Consider the following 15,730-nt stretch of genomic DNA (forward strand, 5'->3'; position numbering starts at 1 on the left):
TGGGGGGGGGGGGGGCCCCCGCCCCCGGCGGGGCCGCCCCCGCCGTAAAGGCTGCGCGCCAGGCGTTCCCAGCCTGGGCGCAACTGAGCCTGGACGCGCGCATCGGTGTGCTGGAGCAGTTTGCCGCACAGTTGAAGGCGCATGCCGAAGCCATGGCCCAGTGCATTGGCGAGGAAACCGGCAAGCCGCTGTGGGAATCGGCCACCGAAGTGACCAGCATGGTCAACAAGGTGGCCATTTCCATACAAAGTTACCGTGAGCGCACCGGTGAAAAGAGCGGCCCGCTGGCCGATGCCACGGCAGTGCTGCGGCACAAGCCCCATGGTGTGGTCGCGGTGTTCGGCCCTTACAACTTCCCTGGCCACCTGCCGAACGGGCATATCGTTCCGGCGCTGCTGGCGGGCAACTGCGTGGTGTTCAAACCGAGTGAGCTGACCCCCAAGGTGGCGGAACTGACAGTGCACTGCTGGATCGCCGCCGGCCTGCCGGCGGGTGTGCTGAACCTGGTTCAGGGCGGGCGTGAAACCGGTGTGGCACTGGCTGGCGACCCAGGTATCGATGGCGTGTTCTTCACCGGTTCCAGCCGCACTGGCAACCTGTTGCACCAGCAGTTTGCCGGGCGCCCGGACAAGATCCTGGCGCTGGAAATGGGTGGCAACAACCCATTGCTGGTAGACGAGGTCAAGGACCTCGACGCTGCGGTTTATACCATCATTCAGTCGGCGTTCATTTCCGCCGGCCAGCGCTGCACCTGCGCACGTCGCCTGCTGGTGCCCCAGGGTGCCTGGGGCGATGCGCTGCTCGCGCGCCTGGTAGAGGTGTGCAGAACCATCACGGTGGGGGCGTTCGATGAACAGCCGGCACCGTTCATGGGCTCGGTGATTTCGCTGCAGGCCGCGCAGGCGCTGCTGGCTGCCCAGGCCGAACTGGCCGCCAAGGGTGGCGTGAAACTGCTGGAAATGACGCAGCCGCAAGCCGATGCCGCATTGCTTACCCCTGGCATCATCGATGTCAGCGCCGTGGCACAGCGCCCGGATGAAGAGTTCTTCGGGCCGCTGCTGCAAGTGGTCCGCTATGCCGATTTCGATGCGGCCATCGATGAAGCCAACAACACCCAGTACGGCCTGGCTGCCGGCTTGCTGTCCGATTCGCGCGCCCGCTACCAGCATTTCTGGCTGCGCAGCCGCGCCGGCATCGTCAACTGGAACAAGCAACTGACCGGTGCAGCCAGCAGCGCACCCTTCGGTGGCGTCGGTGCCAGTGGCAACCATCGCGCCAGTGCCTATTACGCGGCCGACTACTGCGCTTACCCCGTGGCTTCGCTGGAGACTGCCAGCCTTGCCTTGCCGGCCACCCTTACGCCGGGCGTCACCCTATAACAACAGGTCACGGAGCCTTGCCGATGAAATCCTATGAAGTGAATTTTGATGGCCTGGTGGGGCCTACCCACAACTACGGCGGCCTGTCCTACGGTAACGTGGCTTCGCAAAGCAACAGCCAGCAAGGCTCCAGCCCGCGGGAAGCTGCACGCCAGGGCCTGGCGAAGATGAAGGCATTGGCCGACATGGGCTTCAAGCAGGGCGTGCTGGCGCCGCAGGAGCGCCCGGATGTGGCCGCGCTCCGCCGTCTGGGCTTCAGCGGCAGCGATGCCGACGTGATCCAGCGCGCTGCCAAAGAGGCCATGCCGTTGCTGGTGGCCACCTGTTCGGCTTCGAGCATGTGGGTGGCCAACGCTGCCACGGTCAGCCCCAGTGCCGACACCGCCGATGGCCGCGTGCACTTCACTGCCGCCAACCTCAATTGCAAATACCACCGCAGCATCGAGCACCCGACCACCAGTCGCGTGCTGGCCGCGATGTTCAACGACGAGCAACGCTTCGCCCACCACCCGGCGTTGCCTGCCGTGGCGCAGTTCGGTGACGAGGGCGCTGCCAACCATACGCGCTTCTGCCGCGCCTATGGGGAGGCTGGCGTGGAGTTCTTCGTCTACGGCCGCAGTGCATTCGACAGCCGTTACCCGGCACCGCAGAAATACCCCGCCCGGCAGACCCTGGAGGCCTCGCAGGCCGTGGCCCGTTTGCATGGCCTGCATGAGGACGGGGTGGTCTACGCTCAACAGAACCCGGCAGTGATCGACCAGGGCGTGTTCCACAATGACGTGATTGCGGTGGGCAATGGCGAGGTGCTGTTCTACCACGAGGACGCTTTCCTCGAGACTGACACGGTACTGGGCCAGTTGCGCGCTAAACTGGCCAGCAAGGGCGGCCGTTTCCAGGCCATCTGCGTGCCGCGCTCGGCAGTGGCGGTAGAGGATGCAGTGCGTTCCTATCTGTTCAACAGCCAGTTGCTCAGCCGTGACGACGGCTCCATGCTGCTGGTGGTGCCGGAAGAGTGCCGCAACAATGAACGCGTCTGGGCGTACCTTGGGCAGTTGACCCGCCAGGGCGGCCCGGTGAAGGAGGTCAAGGTGTTCGACCTCAAGCAGAGCATGCAGAACGGCGGTGGCCCGGCTTGCCTGCGTTTGCGCGTGGCCTTGAATGAAACGGAACTGGCGGCGGTCAACCAAGGCGTTATCATGACCGCCCCGCTGTACGACACCCTGCTGCAATGGGTCGACAAGCACTACCGTGATCGCCTGGTCGAGGCGGACCTGGCCGACCCGCAACTGCTGGTGGAGTGCCGTACCGCACTGGATGAATTGACCCAGATTCTGAAGTTGGGCTCGGTGTACCCGTTCCAACGCCAACCTTGAAGAGAGAATTGTAATGACCGACGCCCTGCGCCTGATCCTCGAAGATGAAGACGGCACCCAGCTCGAAACCTCCTGCACCCGTTTTGCCGTGGTCTGGCAAGGCAAGGAAGTGTGGATCCAGCAGGATGGCCGCGGCCAGTTGCTGATCGGTGTGGATGTCGAGGAAGGCGACGCCGAGTACGCCAACCTGCTGCTGCGGCCCATGGCCACCAACTTGGTCAGCCTGCAGCTGGAAATGGAACCTGCAGAGCTTGGCGAAGACGACGATCACGTCCATGGCCCCGACTGCGGCCACACCCACTAAGGAAGTTCCTATGCTCGCCCTTGGTAAATTGCTTGAGCTGACCCTCACCGATCACGAACCGGCCGAGAAGACCCAAGTGACCACCAAGGGCACGCGTTTGCGCTGGCTAGGGGAGGGGGCGCTCGAAGTGCGCCCACCCGACAGCGAGGATTGCGGCCTGGACTTGCTGTTGTCTGCCGGTATTCATGGTAACGAGACAGCGCCGATCGAGTTGCTCGAACGGCTGCTGCATGGCGTGGCCGACGGGTCGATCAAGCCCAAGGCGCGGGTGTTGTTCCTGTTCGGCAACCCGGTGGCGATGCGCAAGGGTGAGCGTTTCATCGAACAGGACATCAACCGCCTGTTCAACGGGCGCCACGAGCTGTCCAGCGGTTTCGAGGCGTTGCGTGCGGCCGAGCTCGAGCAGTTCGCCCGGGTGTTCTTCAGCAAGCCGGGGCGCAGCCGCCTGCATTACGATCTGCATACTGCCATCCGCGGTTCGAAGATCGAGCAGTTTGCCTTGTACCCCTATAAAGAGGGGCGCCAGCACTCTCGTCGCCAACTGGCACGCCTGGCAGCGGCGGGCATGCAGGCGGTATTGCTGCAAAGCAAGCCTTCCATCACCTTCAGCGCCTTTACCTACGAACAGCTGGAGGCTGAAGCGTTCACCCTGGAGCTGGGCAAGGCCCGCCCGTTCGGCCAGAACGAGCAAGTCAACCTCGACAAGCTCGAAGACCGCCTGATCAGGATCATCACGGCTGAAGAACCCGAAGACGAAGACTCGCTGGAAGGCCTGCAGCTGTTCAGTGTCTCCCGCGAAATCATCAAGCACAGCGACAGCTTTCACCTGCACCTGCCGGCGGATATCGAGAATTTTTCCGAACTGAGCAAAGGTTACCTGCTGGCTGAAGACCTGGCCGAGATGCGTTGGGTGGTCGAGGAAGAGGGCGCGCGCATCATCTTCCCCAACCCCAAGGTCAAGAATGGCCTCAGGGCAGGGCTTCTGATCGTGCCCGATGCAGGGCAGCGGTTGAGCTGAGGCGTTGCTTACAGTTGCGTGCGCAGTTCCAGTTGCAGTGCCTGGCGTAATCCGTTTTCAGTGAAAGCGGCGGGGTTGGTGTTAAGCGCAGTAGCGCCCCCAAAGTTGAATCTGCAGTCGGTGGGCAAGCCGATGCTTTGCAGTAACAGGTTGTCTACCGGGTAGGCGCCGTAAGTGCCCTGAACCTCTGTCTGGCCTGGGAATACGGTGCCGGTCATGGAATTCCAGCCCTGGCACAGGCAGCGGTACAGGTCCAGCAGCGGCAATTGGGTTGCCGTCGACCAGTTCGGGTTGTAGGCCAGCATGCCACCGCTGTAGCCCCAGCTGCTCTGGTTTTCGTTGATGATGAAGTGGCCTTCGTCTTCGTCCTGCTCGTCATCGCTGGGCGTGTAGCAAGTGAACTGTTGCCTGGCCGCTTCGCTCACCCTGATCGGTTTTCCGGTATGCCCGGCCTTGTTGTCCAGGCCTGCCAGCAGTGCTTGGCCGCACGGCAATTTGCGCATCAGCACCAGCGCATCTTCTACCGCCCGGCGGAACGCCTCATCACCCGTCACTTGCACACCGATGCGGCCTAGCGCCTGATGCTCGGCCGCTACAGGCTGGGCCAGGTGCGCATCGTACGCCGTGTTGCGGTAGAGCACGGTGCTGGAATTGGCCTGGCCAAGCAGGCAGTGGCCGGTGACATTGACCACCGCATTGCCTTTGTCGATCAGGACAGGGCCGCTACCGACGACTACCTGGTGCGTGCCGGTGTGCGCATCAATGTGCACCATGCCGGCCCCTGTCTCGATGCTGTTGCCGCTGCCGATCATGTCGATCAGTACCGGCTTGCGGACCTGCCCGGTAATGACCACCTGGTGCCCGCCATCGGTCAGGCGAATGGCAATGGCTTCAGCGGTATGCTGGGCGACCATGAATAGCGCGCCGTTGACCGTGACTTCCAGCAAGCAGTCGTGGGTCGTGATCTGCACACGTTTTTGCCGTGCATCCGAACCTGTGGCGCGCGGGGCGACATTGAACACCAGCAGCTCGGTGCTGGGCGCCAGGCGACGGTAACGTCGCCCCAGCGCATAGGCGCGTTCCAGTGTGATACGCACATTGCCATCAGCCTGTATGTACTTCACCTCTGTCTGCTGCTGGGGGTGGTCCTTGTTGATGAATGCGGTGTGGTGGCTGCCAGCCTGTCGATCGTCGAGGTAATAGACGGGGCTGGCATTGATCAATGGCGTAGGGTGGGGGAGCGGGTGTGGGTCCGAGTGCAGTTTGGACAGGTTCAGCTCAGGCATGGCGCATTCCGGTATCGAGAAGAAAGGCGCAGCATCCCCTTTGGGCTGGGTGCCCAGGTATTGCTTATGTACCGCCAGCGTGGCCGTGCAGCGCTGCCAGGCGACCTTGACAGTGTCGATGAACGGCATTTCATCCGCACAATGCCGTTCTGGTGTACAAACACACTGTATCTCCTGTTCAGGCTGGCTATAATGGCGCCCTTTGCCGTCGTTTCGTCGATTCGACGTATTAGCCCAAACGGCCGCCGTTTCCGTGGAAGAACCTATGAAAAGCGCAGAAATCCGTGAAGCCTTCCTTCGCTTCTTCGAAGAGCAGGGCCATACCCGAGTTGCCTCCAGTTCGCTGATCCCGAACAACGACCCCACCCTGCTGTTCACCAACGCAGGCATGAACCAGTTCAAGGACTGCTTCCTCGGTGCCGAGAAGCGTGCCTATACCCGTGCGGTCAGTAGCCAGAAGTGCGTGCGCGCGGGCGGCAAGCACAACGACCTGGAAAACGTCGGTTACACCGCGCGTCACCACACGTTCTTCGAAATGCTGGGCAACTTCAGCTTCGGCGACTACTTCAAGCGCGACGCCATCACCTTCGCCTGGACCTTCCTGACCTCGGAAAAATGGCTGAACCTGCCCAAGGAAAAGCTCTGGGTCACGGTCTACGCCACCGACGACGAAGCCTACGACATCTGGACCAAGGAAGTAGGCGTGCCTGCCGAGCGCATGGTGCGCATCGGTGACAACAAGGGCGCCCCCTACGCATCCGACAACTTCTGGACCATGGGCGATACTGGCCCGTGCGGCCCATGCACCGAGATCTTCTACGACCACGGCCCGGACATCTGGGGTGGTCCGCCCGGTTCGCCGGAAGAAGACGGTGACCGCTACATCGAGATCTGGAACAACGTCTTCATGCAGTTCAACCGCACTGCCGATGGCGTGCTGCACCCACTGCCAGCGCCGTCGGTGGACACCGGCATGGGCCTGGAGCGTGTCAGCGCCGTGCTGCAGCACGTGCACTCCAACTACGAGATCGACCTGTTCCAGAACCTGCTGGCAGCGGCGGCCAAGGCCATCGGTTGCAGCAATGACGGCCAGGCTTCGCTGAAAGTGGTGGCCGACCACATCCGCTCCTGCGGCTTCCTGATTGCCGACGGCGTGCTGCCATCCAACGAAGGCCGTGGCTATGTACTGCGCCGCATCATCCGCCGCGCTTGCCGCCACGGTAACAAGCTGGGCGCCAAGGGCAGCTTCTTCTACCAGATCGTTGCTGCCCTGGTGGCCGAAATGGGCGAAGCCTTCCCCGAGCTGACCAGCCAGCAAGCGCACATCGAGCGCGTGCTCAAGGCCGAAGAAGAGCAGTTCGCCAAGACCCTGGAGCAGGGCCTGCGCATCCTCGAGCAAGATCTGGCCCAGTTGCAAGGCGCCGTGGTACCCGGCGATGTGGTGTTCAAGCTGTATGACACCTACGGTTTCCCGATGGACCTGACGGCCGACATTGCCCGTGAGCGCGAGTTGACCATCGACGAAGCCGGCTTCGAGCGTGAAATGGACGCCCAGCGTGAGCGCGCCCGTTCTGCCAGCGCCTTCGGCATGGACTACAACAGCCTGGTCAAGGTCGACAGCGCCACCGAGTTCCTCGGTTACGACGCAACCGAAGGCCAGGGCAAGATCATCGCCTTGTACAAGGACGGCCAATCGGTCGACCAGCTGGGGGTGGGCGAGCAGGGCGTAGTGGTGCTGGACCGCACGCCGTTCTACGCCGAGTCCGGCGGCCAGGTGGGTGACAGCGGGTACCTGCAGGCGGGTGCTGCACGCTTTGACGTACGTGATACCACCAAGACCGGCGGGGCCTTCCTGCACCACGGTGTGGTCACCAGCGGTGCGCTGCTGATCGGTGCGCCGGTGGAGGCCAAGGTCGATGCAGACGTTCAGCACGCCACCTCGCTGAACCACTCGGCTACCCACCTGCTGCACGAAGCGTTGCGTCAGGTGCTGGGCGAGCACGTGCAACAGAAGGGCTCGCTGGTCGACAGCCAGCGCCTGCGTTTCGACTTCAGCCACTTCGAAGCGGTGAAGCCGGAGCAGCTCAAGCAGCTGGAAGACATCGTCAACCGCGAAGTGCGCAAGAACACGCCGGTCGAGACCGAACTGACCGACATCGAAACCGCCAAGGCCAAAGGTGCCATGGCGCTGTTCGGTGAGAAATACGGCGATACCGTGCGCGTGCTGACCATGGGTGGCGATTTCTCGGTAGAGCTGTGTGGCGGTATCCACGCCAAGCGTACCGGTGACATCAGCCTGTTCAAGATCATCAGCGAAGGCGGCGTGGCCTCTGGCGTACGCCGTATCGAAGCAGTCACCGGCGCCGCTGCGCTGGCCTACCTGAACGCTGCCGAAGAGCAGGTCAAGGAAGCCGCGCAACTGGTCAAGGGTAACCGTGACAACCTGATCGACAAGTTGTCGGCTGTGCTTGAGCGCAACCGTCAGCTGGAGAAGCAGCTGGAACAGCTGCAGGCCAAGGCCGCCAGCGCCGCAGGGGACGATCTCTCCAACGCGGCTGTTGAGGTCAAGGGTGCCAAGGTCCTCGCCGCCCGCCTGGATGGGCAGGATGGCAAGGCCCTGCTGGCCCTGGTCGATCAGTTGAAGAACAAGCTCGGCCACGCAGTGATCCTGCTGGGCAGCGAGCATGAGGGCAAGGTCGTGTTGGTGGCCGGCGTGACCAAGGACCTCTCCAGCCAACTCAAGGCTGGCGATCTGATGAAGCAAGCCGCTGCGGCGGTGGGTGGCAAGGGCGGTGGCCGTCCGGACATGGCCCAGGGCGGTGGCGTCGACGTCGCTGCGCTGGACAAGGCCCTGGCGCTGGCCGTGCCATTCGCAGAGCAGGGACTTTGAGATGAAGGGGTAGGCGGTTCAGTGGCGGGTGCGAAGCCCCCGGGTGCCGCACCCGGTGGCAGGCAGCAGCGTCACCGGCCACTTCCGCCACCCCTTCATGTTGGATTGTTTTTTGGGGCCCTGTATGGGCTGAGGCACCATTGAAATGGCGTTGATCGTACAGAAATTTGGCGGCACCTCTGTCGGTTCCATCGAGCGGATCGAGCAGGTAGCCGATAAGGTCAAGAAACACCGTGAAGCGGGCGACGACCTGGTCGTCGTGCTGTCGGCCATGAGCGGTGAAACCAATCGCCTGATCGACCTGGCCAAGCAGATCACCGATCAGCCGGTTCCGCGTGAACTGGACGTGATCGTGTCGACCGGTGAGCAGGTGACCATTGCCTTGCTGACCATGGCCTTGATCAAGCGTGGTGTGCCAGCGGTGTCCTACACCGGCAACCAGGTGCGCATTCTCACTGACAGCGCGCACAACAAGGCGCGCATCCTGCAAATCGACGACCACAAGATTCGTGCCGACCTCAAGGAAGGCCGCGTGGTCGTGGTTGCGGGCTTCCAGGGTGTCGACGAGCACGGCAGCATCACCACCCTCGGTCGCGGCGGCTCCGACACCACCGGCGTGGCCCTGGCGGCGGCGCTGAAAGCTGACGAGTGCCAGATCTACACCGATGTGGATGGCGTCTACACCACCGACCCGCGCGTAGTGCCGCAGGCCCGTCGCCTGGAGAAGATCACCTTCGAAGAGATGCTGGAAATGGCCAGCCTCGGTTCCAAGGTGCTGCAGATCCGTTCGGTGGAGTTCGCCGGCAAGTACAACGTTCCGCTGCGCGTGCTGCACAGCTTCAAGGAGGGTCCGGGTACCCTCATTACCATTGATGAAGAGGAATCCATGGAACAGCCGATCATTTCCGGTATCGCCTTCAACCGTGATGAAGCCAAGCTGACCATTCGCGGCGTGCCGGACACCCCGGGCGTGGCCTTCAAGATCCTCGGCCCGATCAGTGCTTCGAACATCGAAGTGGACATGATCGTGCAGAACGTTGCCCACGATAACACCACCGACTTCACCTTCACCGTGCACCGCAACGAGTACGAGAAGGCGCAGAGCGTGCTGGAAAACACCGCCCGCGAAATCGGTGCCCGCGAAGTGATCGGCGACACCAAGATCGCCAAGGTCTCCATCGTTGGCGTCGGCATGCGCTCGCACGCCGGGGTTGCCAGCCGCATGTTCGAGGCGCTGGCCAAGGAGAGCATCAACATCCAGATGATCTCCACCTCCGAGATCAAGGTTTCGGTAGTGATCGAAGAAAAGTACCTGGAGCTGGCCGTACGCGCGCTGCACACCGCGTTCGAGCTTGACGCCCCAGCCCGACAGGGCGAGTAAGGCGCTGCACTGCAAGGGCGCGGCACCAGCCGCGCCCTTCGTGTTTCTGCTCGCTGCGCAGGCCCTGTCCTGCCCTGTGCAGCGTGCGACCGGGCTGGTCGTCGTCCGCGGCCGGCCCTGACCCCAATACTGTTACCCCTGAATGTTTTGCGTAAGGAGAAAGCTATGTTGATTCTGACTCGTCGGTGCGCCGAGAGCCTGATCATTGGAGACGGCGAGATTACCGTGACGGTGCTCGGCGTGAAGGGCAACCAGGTACGTATAGGCGTTAGCGCGCCGAAGGAAGTGGCTGTTCACCGCGAGGAAATCTACCTGCGGATCAAGAAAGAGAAGGATGAAGAGCCAAGCCTTTAATTTTTTTGAAGTTTTTTTCAAAAAAAGGGTTGCAAAGGTGAAAGAGGTTCTTTAATATTCGCCTCGTGTTGCGGTGAGGTGGCCGAGTGGCCGAAGGCGCTCCCCTGCTAAGGGAGTATACCTCATAAGGGTATCGGGGGTTCGAATCCCCCCTTCACCGCCATTATTTGCGTAGGGCGCTGTAACGGGTAGGAACGCTAAGTAGTTGATTTTAAACGAAAACGTTCTTGCAAAAATGTTTCAGCGACCTATAATGCGCGGCAAGACACGGACTCATAGCTCAGCTGGATAGAGTACTCGGCTACGAACCGAGCGGTCGCAGGTTCGAATCCTGCTGAGTCCGCCACTTTTGAAGTGGCTTTGTTTTCAAGGCTGCTTCAATCAACCAGCGGTATCTGGTCTAAAACTGCCAATCGCGGACTCATAGCTCAGCTGGATAGAGTACTCGGCTACGAACCGAGCGGTCGCAGGTTCGAATCCTGCTGAGTCCGCCACTTTTTGAAGTGGTTTTGCTTGCAAGGCTGCTTCAGTCAACCAGCGGTATCTGGTCTAAAACTGCCAATCGCGGACTCATAGCTCAGCTGGATAGAGTACTCGGCTACGAACCGAGCGGTCGCAGGTTCGAATCCTGCTGAGTCCGCCACTTTTTGAAGTGGTTTTGCTTGCAAGGCTACTTCAGTCAACCAGTGGTAATCTGGTCTAAAACTACCATTACGGACTCATAGCTCAGCTGGATAGAGTACTCGGCTACGAACCGAGCGGTCGCAGGTTCGAATCCTGCTGAGTCCGCCATACCCCATCAAAAAGCCCGCTCAACAGAGCGGGCTTTTTGTTTCTGCGTGTCACAGAATTGTCGACCATGGCCATCTAAGCTTTCCTGTAAAGGTTGTGCCGTGGCCGGGGCGCTTCGCAGCTCCAAGGCCGCACTGCCGCGACATATGCGAAATTCAATGTGCTTTCGTACCCATGACAACCGTCGCACTGTTGGCTTCGTGCGTTGTCCCAGCTTTATCGCGCAAACGATTGTTCTAGCCAAAAATTTAAGCGATCTGACAGCTTTAGCAGTGTATGATTGCGCCCGTCAGCCCCGCCGGGGCTTGTGGAAAACCACCATGGACTTACCCAGTAGTTACTCGCTAACACGATTCATACCGAAAGATCTGACCGATTGATTCTCCCGGCGTGCTCCGCTGCTGGGAGTGGAGTTCGCCTATGACCGAAGTAGAAGTAAAAAAAGCACAGGACAGCCTGCAGGACCGCCTGGCCCAGGTGATCGAGTTGCTGCAGCGCCAGCGTGTGGTCGAAGACCTGACCCACCGCCAGGAAGGTGCGCACAACGACCTGGTCGAGAACCTGGTCCACCGCCAGAACCTCGTCGAGCTGCAGCGCAAGCTCGATGACCTTCACCCCGCCGACGTCGCCTACATCCTCGAAGCCTTGCCCCTGGAAGACCGCCTGACGGTCTGGCAGCTGGTGCGCTCGGATCGCGACGGCGACATCCTGCTCGAAGTCTCCGACTCCGTACGTCAGTCGCTGATTGCCGACATGGACGACCACGAGCTGCTGGCGGCGGCCAAGGAAATGGACGCCGACGAACTGGCTGACCTGGCGCCTGAGTTGCCGCGTGACGTTGTCCACGAGCTGATGGAAACGCTGGATGCGCAGCAACGCGAGCGGGTGCGTTCCGCGCTGAGCTACGACGAGGAGCAGGTCGGTGCGCTGATGGACTTCGAGATGGTCACCATCCGCGAAGACGTCAGCCTGGAAGTGGTGCTGCGCTACCTGCGCCGCCTCAAAGAACTGCCCAACCATACCGACAAACTGTTCGTGGTCGATTACGACGGCATCCTCAAAGGGGTGTTGCCGATCAAGCGCCTGTTGGTCAACGACCCGGAGAAGAAAGTCGCGGAGGTCATGGCGACCGACCCCGTGTCTTTCCAGCCCGAGGAAGATGCCTACGATGCCGCGCAGGCCTTTGAGCGTTACGACCTGGTATCGGCGCCGGTGGTCGACAAGAGCGAGCGCCTGATCGGCCGTTTGACCATCGACGAAATGGTCGACCTGATTCGTGAGGAAAGCGAGAGCGAAGTCCTCAACATGGCCGGTCTGCGCGAAGAAGAGGACATCTTCGCCTCGGTCTGGCGTTCGTTCCGCAACCGCTGGGCCTGGCTGGCGATCAACCTGATCACCGCGTTTCTGGCTTCGCGGGTGATCGGCGTGTTCGAGGGTTCGATTGAAAAACTGGTGGCCTTGGCCGCGTTGATGCCGATCGTTGCCGGTATTGGTGGCAACTCCGGTAACCAGACCATCACCATGATCGTCCGTGCCATGGCGCTGGATCAGGTGTCGCCGGGCAATACCAGCCGTTTGATGCGTAAAGAGCTGGCGGTATCGCTGATCAACGGCCTGGTGTGGGGCGGGGTGATCGGTGCGGTGGCTTTCTGGCTGTATGGCAGCTGGTCATTGGGGGTGGTGATGACCGCAGCGATGACCCTCAACCTGTTGCTGGCCGCGCTGATGGGCGTGCTTATCCCGATGACCCTTGCGCGACTGGGGCGGGACCCGGCGATGGGCGCGAGTGTGATGATCACGGCTGTGACCGACAGTGGCGGGTTCTTCATCTTCCTGGGGCTGGCGACGCTATTCTTGCTGTAACCCCTTTCTTGCCTTACGCGATCCCGGTAGGAGCGGCCTTGTGTCGCGATGGGGCGCGCAGCGGCCCCGGGTTCTGGCGTTACAGCCGACATTGCCGGGGCCGCGCTGCGGCCCTTTCGCGACACAAGGCCGCTCCTACCGGGGGCGAATTCCCTGTAGTGACCCACAAAAAAGCCAGCTGACGCTGGCTTTTTTGTATCCGCTGGCAACCTTCAGGAAGCGTCGGCTGCCATCTCTGCATCGTGCGCGATCAGCGCAACCAAGGCGTTTTGCTGGCGGTGGGAGAGCTGACGGAAACGTTGCAGCAACTCGCGTTCATGCAGGGACAGCTCCGGGCTGTCCAGGCGCATGCTCAGCTCGTCACCCAACGCGCCTTCCTGGATAAGGCTCTGCTCCAGGCGTGCGATGATTTCGGAGTTCATGCTGCGGTGATGGTTGCGCGCTACCTCGGCAATGCGCTCACGCATTCCGTCTGGCAGGCGGACGACGAACTTGTCAGCGGTGCGGCTCGAATAAATAGCCTGTTTCATTGGGCGCATATAAATTGACCGGATTTTGGTTCAGGGGAAGCGGTTCTCAAATTGGCCGCACGGGGGTGAAAATACGACCGTCGTGGCGACAAAATGTTCAACCGTCAGTGAAAATTGGATGCTCATCTTGCCTCAAGGTCGCCGTTTCCTTGGCGTCAATTCTGTGACAAATAGTGAGCCGGGTAAAGGCTTTGTGCCAGTACCAATTATCAGAAATGAGTACTGGTTTGAAAAGTTTTACATGCTCCGGCTCGCCTGACCGTCAGCCTTTTACCGTCAAAAACTCGTAAAAAACAGCAAAAGACCAGGAAAACCCCTAGAATGCGCCGGGTTCCCTCCATAGAGCATAGTGGCTATGCAACATGACGCAAGCGACCGCCGATCAGGGGCAGGGCGGCTGATATTTTTGATGGGCCCGTCAGGGTCCGGGAAGGATTCCATCCTGGAAGCTTCCCGTGAGCAACTGGCTGCCGCCGGCGTGGAAATCGCCCGCAGGGTCATTACCCGCTCGGCAGAAGCGCGGGGCGAAGCGGCCCATGGCGTTACCCCGCAGCAATTTGCGGCCCTGCTCGCGCAGGGCGCGTTCGCCATGCATTGGCAGGCCAATGGCCTGGACTATGGCATTGCGGTGCAGGTGGACGCCTGGCTGCAGGCGGGCAGGCCGGTGCTGGTAAATGGCTCGCGCGCCTATTTGGCCGAAGCCCGTGCGCGTTACCCGGACCTGTTGGCGGTGCTGGTCGAAGTCAGCCCCGAAGTGCTGCGCGAGCGCTTGTTGGCCCGCGGGCGGGAAACGGCGGCGCAAATCGAGCAGCGCCTGGCCCGTAATGCACGTTTACAGCACACCAGCGACCCCACCGTGCATGTGCTGGACAATTCCAACCGCCTGGAAACAGCCGTCGCCGGCCTGTTCACACTGCTGCGCGAAACGGGCGTGCTGCCCGGGGCGACGTAGTGCCAGAAAAGGATTACGCGAAAAAGCCCGGTACAGGCATGACAAATGCTGGCATGCTGGTTAACATGCTCGCCGTCCCGCTGTGCAGCGCTCGCTGCCGGTGTTTGCGTCTCAGTAGCTCAATTGGATAGAGCGTCCCCCTCCTAAGGGGAAGGTTGCAGGTTCTTATCAGGACAATGTTTTACTGCACAAAGGGAATGGCCTGGATTGCAGGGGAGTCCGCTACGGACTCTAGGGCTGACAGCGTCGGAGCGCTCATGGCTCCACTGCAGAAGTAAAGGTCAAGCTAGCAGCCCTGCCTCTTTGGATTAGAGGATTGAAAAGGTGGGCAGCGAAGGGAGGGTGGAGTGATGGTTACCTTTCCTAAGTCCTTGGTTTTACGTAAGATAGCAATGCTTGGTGTCTCCTTAGTTTAACGGATAGAACAAGCCCCTCCTAAGGGCTAGATGCTGGTTCGATTCCAGCAGGGGACGCATCATCTCAAGCACTGAGCGCTCTGACTCATGCTTGTAGCTGAACGCTTGGTGCAGCCAAGCACCATTTTTGAATTCGCCGCGAGGCATAGCATGAAAGCCACCATAGGGTGGCTTTTAATCAGGTTGTTCCACGCTGGCGGTGATCGGTGTGGATCGCCGGTGGGCCATTCCTATCCGGCAAAATAACGAAAGTTGCCCTGGCAACCCTTAACTGTTTAAACAGGCATCGTTGCAGGTGGCTGAAATTAGGCGTTACCAGAAGCTGATTTTTCTTGGCAAGGCGATCTCATCTGGCGCTTCCCCTTCACTGAACCCCACTATGTAAAGCACCTGCCCCATAAGCTGCAGTTCTTGTTGAGGTTGAGAGGTTTTCTGTAGGACTTGCAGAGTCGCATAACGGAGCGTGACGCCTTGATCGCCCAGGCGCGTCAGAAGATTCTGAAGTTCCTCAAAGACCTGTAGGAGTGACGTGCTTGTGTAGAGCTCCGCGCAGTCGCGGTACTCACGTACATAGTCCGTCAATTCTGCGAAAATTACGGCCTGCTCTCGGGAAAGCTCAAACGCCGGCTCGATGTAGTCGCCTCCACTCTCGGCGGCAAGCTTCGCCAAGAACCTGCCAGACTCGACCTTCAGAGCTTTGCTCGTGATGTACTTCTTCTCGAACTGTTCACGGGCCGCCTGCAGTTGCTCGTCTGTAGGGATGGCCATAGGCTTGGTGAAGGCGTCGATGTCCTTGAAATCGAACGCCACAGCCAAGGCCCGCAGGGTATGCAGGCTTGCTCCAGAGCCTGCCTCAATGCGCTGGATGGTTCGCTCGGTAGTGTGAGCAAGCTGTGCCAGGGTACCCTGAGACCATTGGCGAAGCTCGCGGATATGCTTGATCACTAGACCCAGTTCGCTCTTGCTCAATACGCGTTTTTCAGCTGTGTCGAAGATGCTCATACCGTGTCTCCTGCCGCTTGGCTGATGTGATGAGCCGAGTATGAAGAAGCGCGGATTGAGGCGACACGACACGCACCCGACAGTGTGCTTTCCGACAGAACCAGCCCAGCCGAAAAAGGCAATATGCGGCAGGCCAATTTGCCCCCAAATATAGCGTCTAGAATGGTGCCCAATGGAATCTTGACGCCAT

At 60.6% G+C, this 15,730-nt stretch carries 12 protein-coding genes and 6 tRNA genes; 15 read left to right on the forward strand and 3 right to left on the reverse strand.

The genetic code is table 11. From position 1 onward, the window contains the following. From astD to astE, 4 genes are all read left to right on the forward strand, one after another. The coding region (gene astD, locus G1E_RS01895; protein WP_047149583.1) for a succinylglutamate-semialdehyde dehydrogenase at positions 1 to 1,379 on the forward strand (1,379 nt) is incomplete at its 5' end. A gap of 23 nt (positions 1,380 to 1,402) precedes the next feature. Beyond that, positions 1,403 to 2,752 carry an N-succinylarginine dihydrolase gene (gene astB / locus G1E_RS01900; protein ID WP_009681478.1) on the forward strand — a complete coding sequence of 450 codons (1,350 nt, stop codon included), beginning with the start codon at positions 1,403 to 1,405 and terminating at the stop codon, positions 2,750 to 2,752. Between the two features lie 13 nt (positions 2,753 to 2,765). Then, the gene (locus G1E_RS01905; RefSeq protein ID WP_009681477.1) at positions 2,766 to 3,056 is read left to right on the forward strand and encodes a hypothetical protein; all 291 of its coding nucleotides are present in this window, start codon (positions 2,766 to 2,768) and stop codon (positions 3,054 to 3,056) included. Between the two features lie 10 nt (positions 3,057 to 3,066). Further along, positions 3,067 to 4,074 (forward strand): succinylglutamate desuccinylase, encoded by a 1,008-nt coding sequence (astE, locus tag G1E_RS01910; RefSeq protein ID WP_009681476.1) that lies wholly within the window; start codon positions 3,067 to 3,069, stop codon positions 4,072 to 4,074. 8 nt (positions 4,075 to 4,082) lie between these two features. Here the strand turns inward: astE and G1E_RS01915 are convergent, their stop codons facing one another. Then, positions 4,083 to 5,489 carry a putative hemolysin-like protein gene (locus tag G1E_RS01915; RefSeq protein WP_009681475.1) on the reverse strand — a complete coding sequence of 469 codons (1,407 nt, stop codon included), beginning with the start codon at positions 5,487 to 5,489 and terminating at the stop codon, positions 4,083 to 4,085. Between the two features lie 136 nt (positions 5,490 to 5,625). Between G1E_RS01915 and alaS the strand changes: the two genes are divergently transcribed. The 9 genes from alaS (at position 5,626) to mgtE (ending at position 12,640) form a co-directional block, all read left to right on the forward strand. Beyond that, positions 5,626 to 8,250, forward strand: a complete 2,625-nt coding sequence (gene alaS, locus G1E_RS01920; protein WP_009681474.1) for an alanine--tRNA ligase — start codon at positions 5,626 to 5,628, stop codon at positions 8,248 to 8,250. Positions 8,251 to 8,395: 145 nt separating this feature from the next. Further along, entirely contained in the window at positions 8,396 to 9,631 is a 1,236-nt protein-coding gene (locus tag G1E_RS01925; protein WP_009681473.1) for an aspartate kinase, read from the forward strand. Between the two features lie 165 nt (positions 9,632 to 9,796). Continuing rightward, a complete protein-coding gene (gene csrA, locus G1E_RS01930) occupies positions 9,797 to 9,985 on the forward strand; it encodes a carbon storage regulator CsrA (protein WP_003254503.1) in 189 nt (62 codons plus the stop codon). A gap of 72 nt (positions 9,986 to 10,057) precedes the next feature. Continuing rightward, positions 10,058 to 10,148, forward strand: a tRNA-Ser gene (locus G1E_RS01935). A gap of 106 nt (positions 10,149 to 10,254) precedes the next feature. Then, positions 10,255 to 10,331: transfer RNA gene (locus G1E_RS01940), tRNA-Arg, on the forward strand. 71 nt (positions 10,332 to 10,402) lie between these two features. Further along, positions 10,403 to 10,479 (forward strand) — tRNA-Arg (locus tag G1E_RS01945). Between the two features lie 72 nt (positions 10,480 to 10,551). After that, positions 10,552 to 10,628: transfer RNA gene (locus G1E_RS01950), tRNA-Arg, on the forward strand. A gap of 72 nt (positions 10,629 to 10,700) precedes the next feature. Continuing rightward, a tRNA-Arg gene (locus G1E_RS01955) sits at positions 10,701 to 10,777 on the forward strand. A 420-nt stretch (positions 10,778 to 11,197) separates the two neighbouring features. Continuing rightward, the gene (gene mgtE / locus G1E_RS01960) at positions 11,198 to 12,640 is read left to right on the forward strand and encodes a magnesium transporter (RefSeq protein WP_009681472.1); all 1,443 of its coding nucleotides are present in this window, start codon (positions 11,198 to 11,200) and stop codon (positions 12,638 to 12,640) included. Positions 12,641 to 12,852: 212 nt separating this feature from the next. On the opposite strand, the gene G1E_RS01965 is transcribed toward mgtE, so the two are convergent. Further along, the gene (locus tag G1E_RS01965; protein ID WP_009681471.1) at positions 12,853 to 13,179 is read right to left on the reverse strand and encodes an Arc family DNA-binding protein; all 327 of its coding nucleotides are present in this window, start codon (positions 13,177 to 13,179) and stop codon (positions 12,853 to 12,855) included. A 346-nt stretch (positions 13,180 to 13,525) separates the two neighbouring features. On the opposite strand from G1E_RS01965, the gene phnN reads away from it, so the two are divergent. Both phnN and G1E_RS01975 read left to right on the forward strand, forming a co-directional pair. After that, positions 13,526 to 14,122, forward strand: coding sequence for a phosphonate metabolism protein/1,5-bisphosphokinase (PRPP-forming) PhnN (phnN, locus tag G1E_RS01970; protein WP_029887000.1), 597 nt, complete (start codon positions 13,526 to 13,528; stop codon positions 14,120 to 14,122). Between the two features lie 401 nt (positions 14,123 to 14,523). Next, positions 14,524 to 14,595 (forward strand) — tRNA-Arg (locus tag G1E_RS01975). 255 nt (positions 14,596 to 14,850) lie between these two features. On the opposite strand, the gene G1E_RS01980 is transcribed toward G1E_RS01975, so the two are convergent. Further along, on the reverse strand, positions 14,851 to 15,540 hold the full coding sequence (locus G1E_RS01980) for a helix-turn-helix domain-containing protein (protein ID WP_009681468.1): 690 nt from the start codon (positions 15,538 to 15,540) through the stop codon (positions 14,851 to 14,853). Positions 15,541 to 15,730: the final 190 nt, after the last annotated feature.

It is taken from the genome of Pseudomonas sp. TJI-51, from assembly GCF_000190455.2.
GTDB lineage: Bacteria > Pseudomonadota > Gammaproteobacteria > Pseudomonadales > Pseudomonadaceae > Aquipseudomonas > Aquipseudomonas juntendi.

Bases quoted from the DNA above. Each gene is read 5' to 3' on its own strand.
- G1E_RS01965 (WP_009681471.1), bottom strand. From the start codon at position 13,179: ATGCGCCCAATGAAACAGGCTATTTATTCGAGCCGCACCGCTGACAAG.
- alaS (WP_009681474.1), top strand. From the start codon at position 5,626: ATGAAAAGCGCAGAAATCCGTGAAGCCTTCCTTCGCTTCTTCGAAGAG.
- csrA (WP_003254503.1), top strand. From the start codon at position 9,797: ATGTTGATTCTGACTCGTCGGTGCGCCGAGAGCCTGATCATTGGAGAC.
- astE (WP_009681476.1), top strand. From the start codon at position 3,067: ATGCTCGCCCTTGGTAAATTGCTTGAGCTGACCCTCACCGATCACGAA.
- G1E_RS01980 (WP_009681468.1), bottom strand. From the start codon at position 15,540: ATGAGCATCTTCGACACAGCTGAAAAACGCGTATTGAGCAAGAGCGAA.
- G1E_RS01905 (WP_009681477.1), top strand. From the start codon at position 2,766: ATGACCGACGCCCTGCGCCTGATCCTCGAAGATGAAGACGGCACCCAG.
- astB (WP_009681478.1), top strand. From the start codon at position 1,403: ATGAAATCCTATGAAGTGAATTTTGATGGCCTGGTGGGGCCTACCCAC.
- mgtE (WP_009681472.1), top strand. From the start codon at position 11,198: ATGACCGAAGTAGAAGTAAAAAAAGCACAGGACAGCCTGCAGGACCGC.
- phnN (WP_029887000.1), top strand. From the start codon at position 13,526: ATGCAACATGACGCAAGCGACCGCCGATCAGGGGCAGGGCGGCTGATA.
- G1E_RS01915 (WP_009681475.1), bottom strand. From the start codon at position 5,489: ATGCCGTTCATCGACACTGTCAAGGTCGCCTGGCAGCGCTGCACGGCC.
- G1E_RS01925 (WP_009681473.1), top strand. From the start codon at position 8,396: ATGGCGTTGATCGTACAGAAATTTGGCGGCACCTCTGTCGGTTCCATC.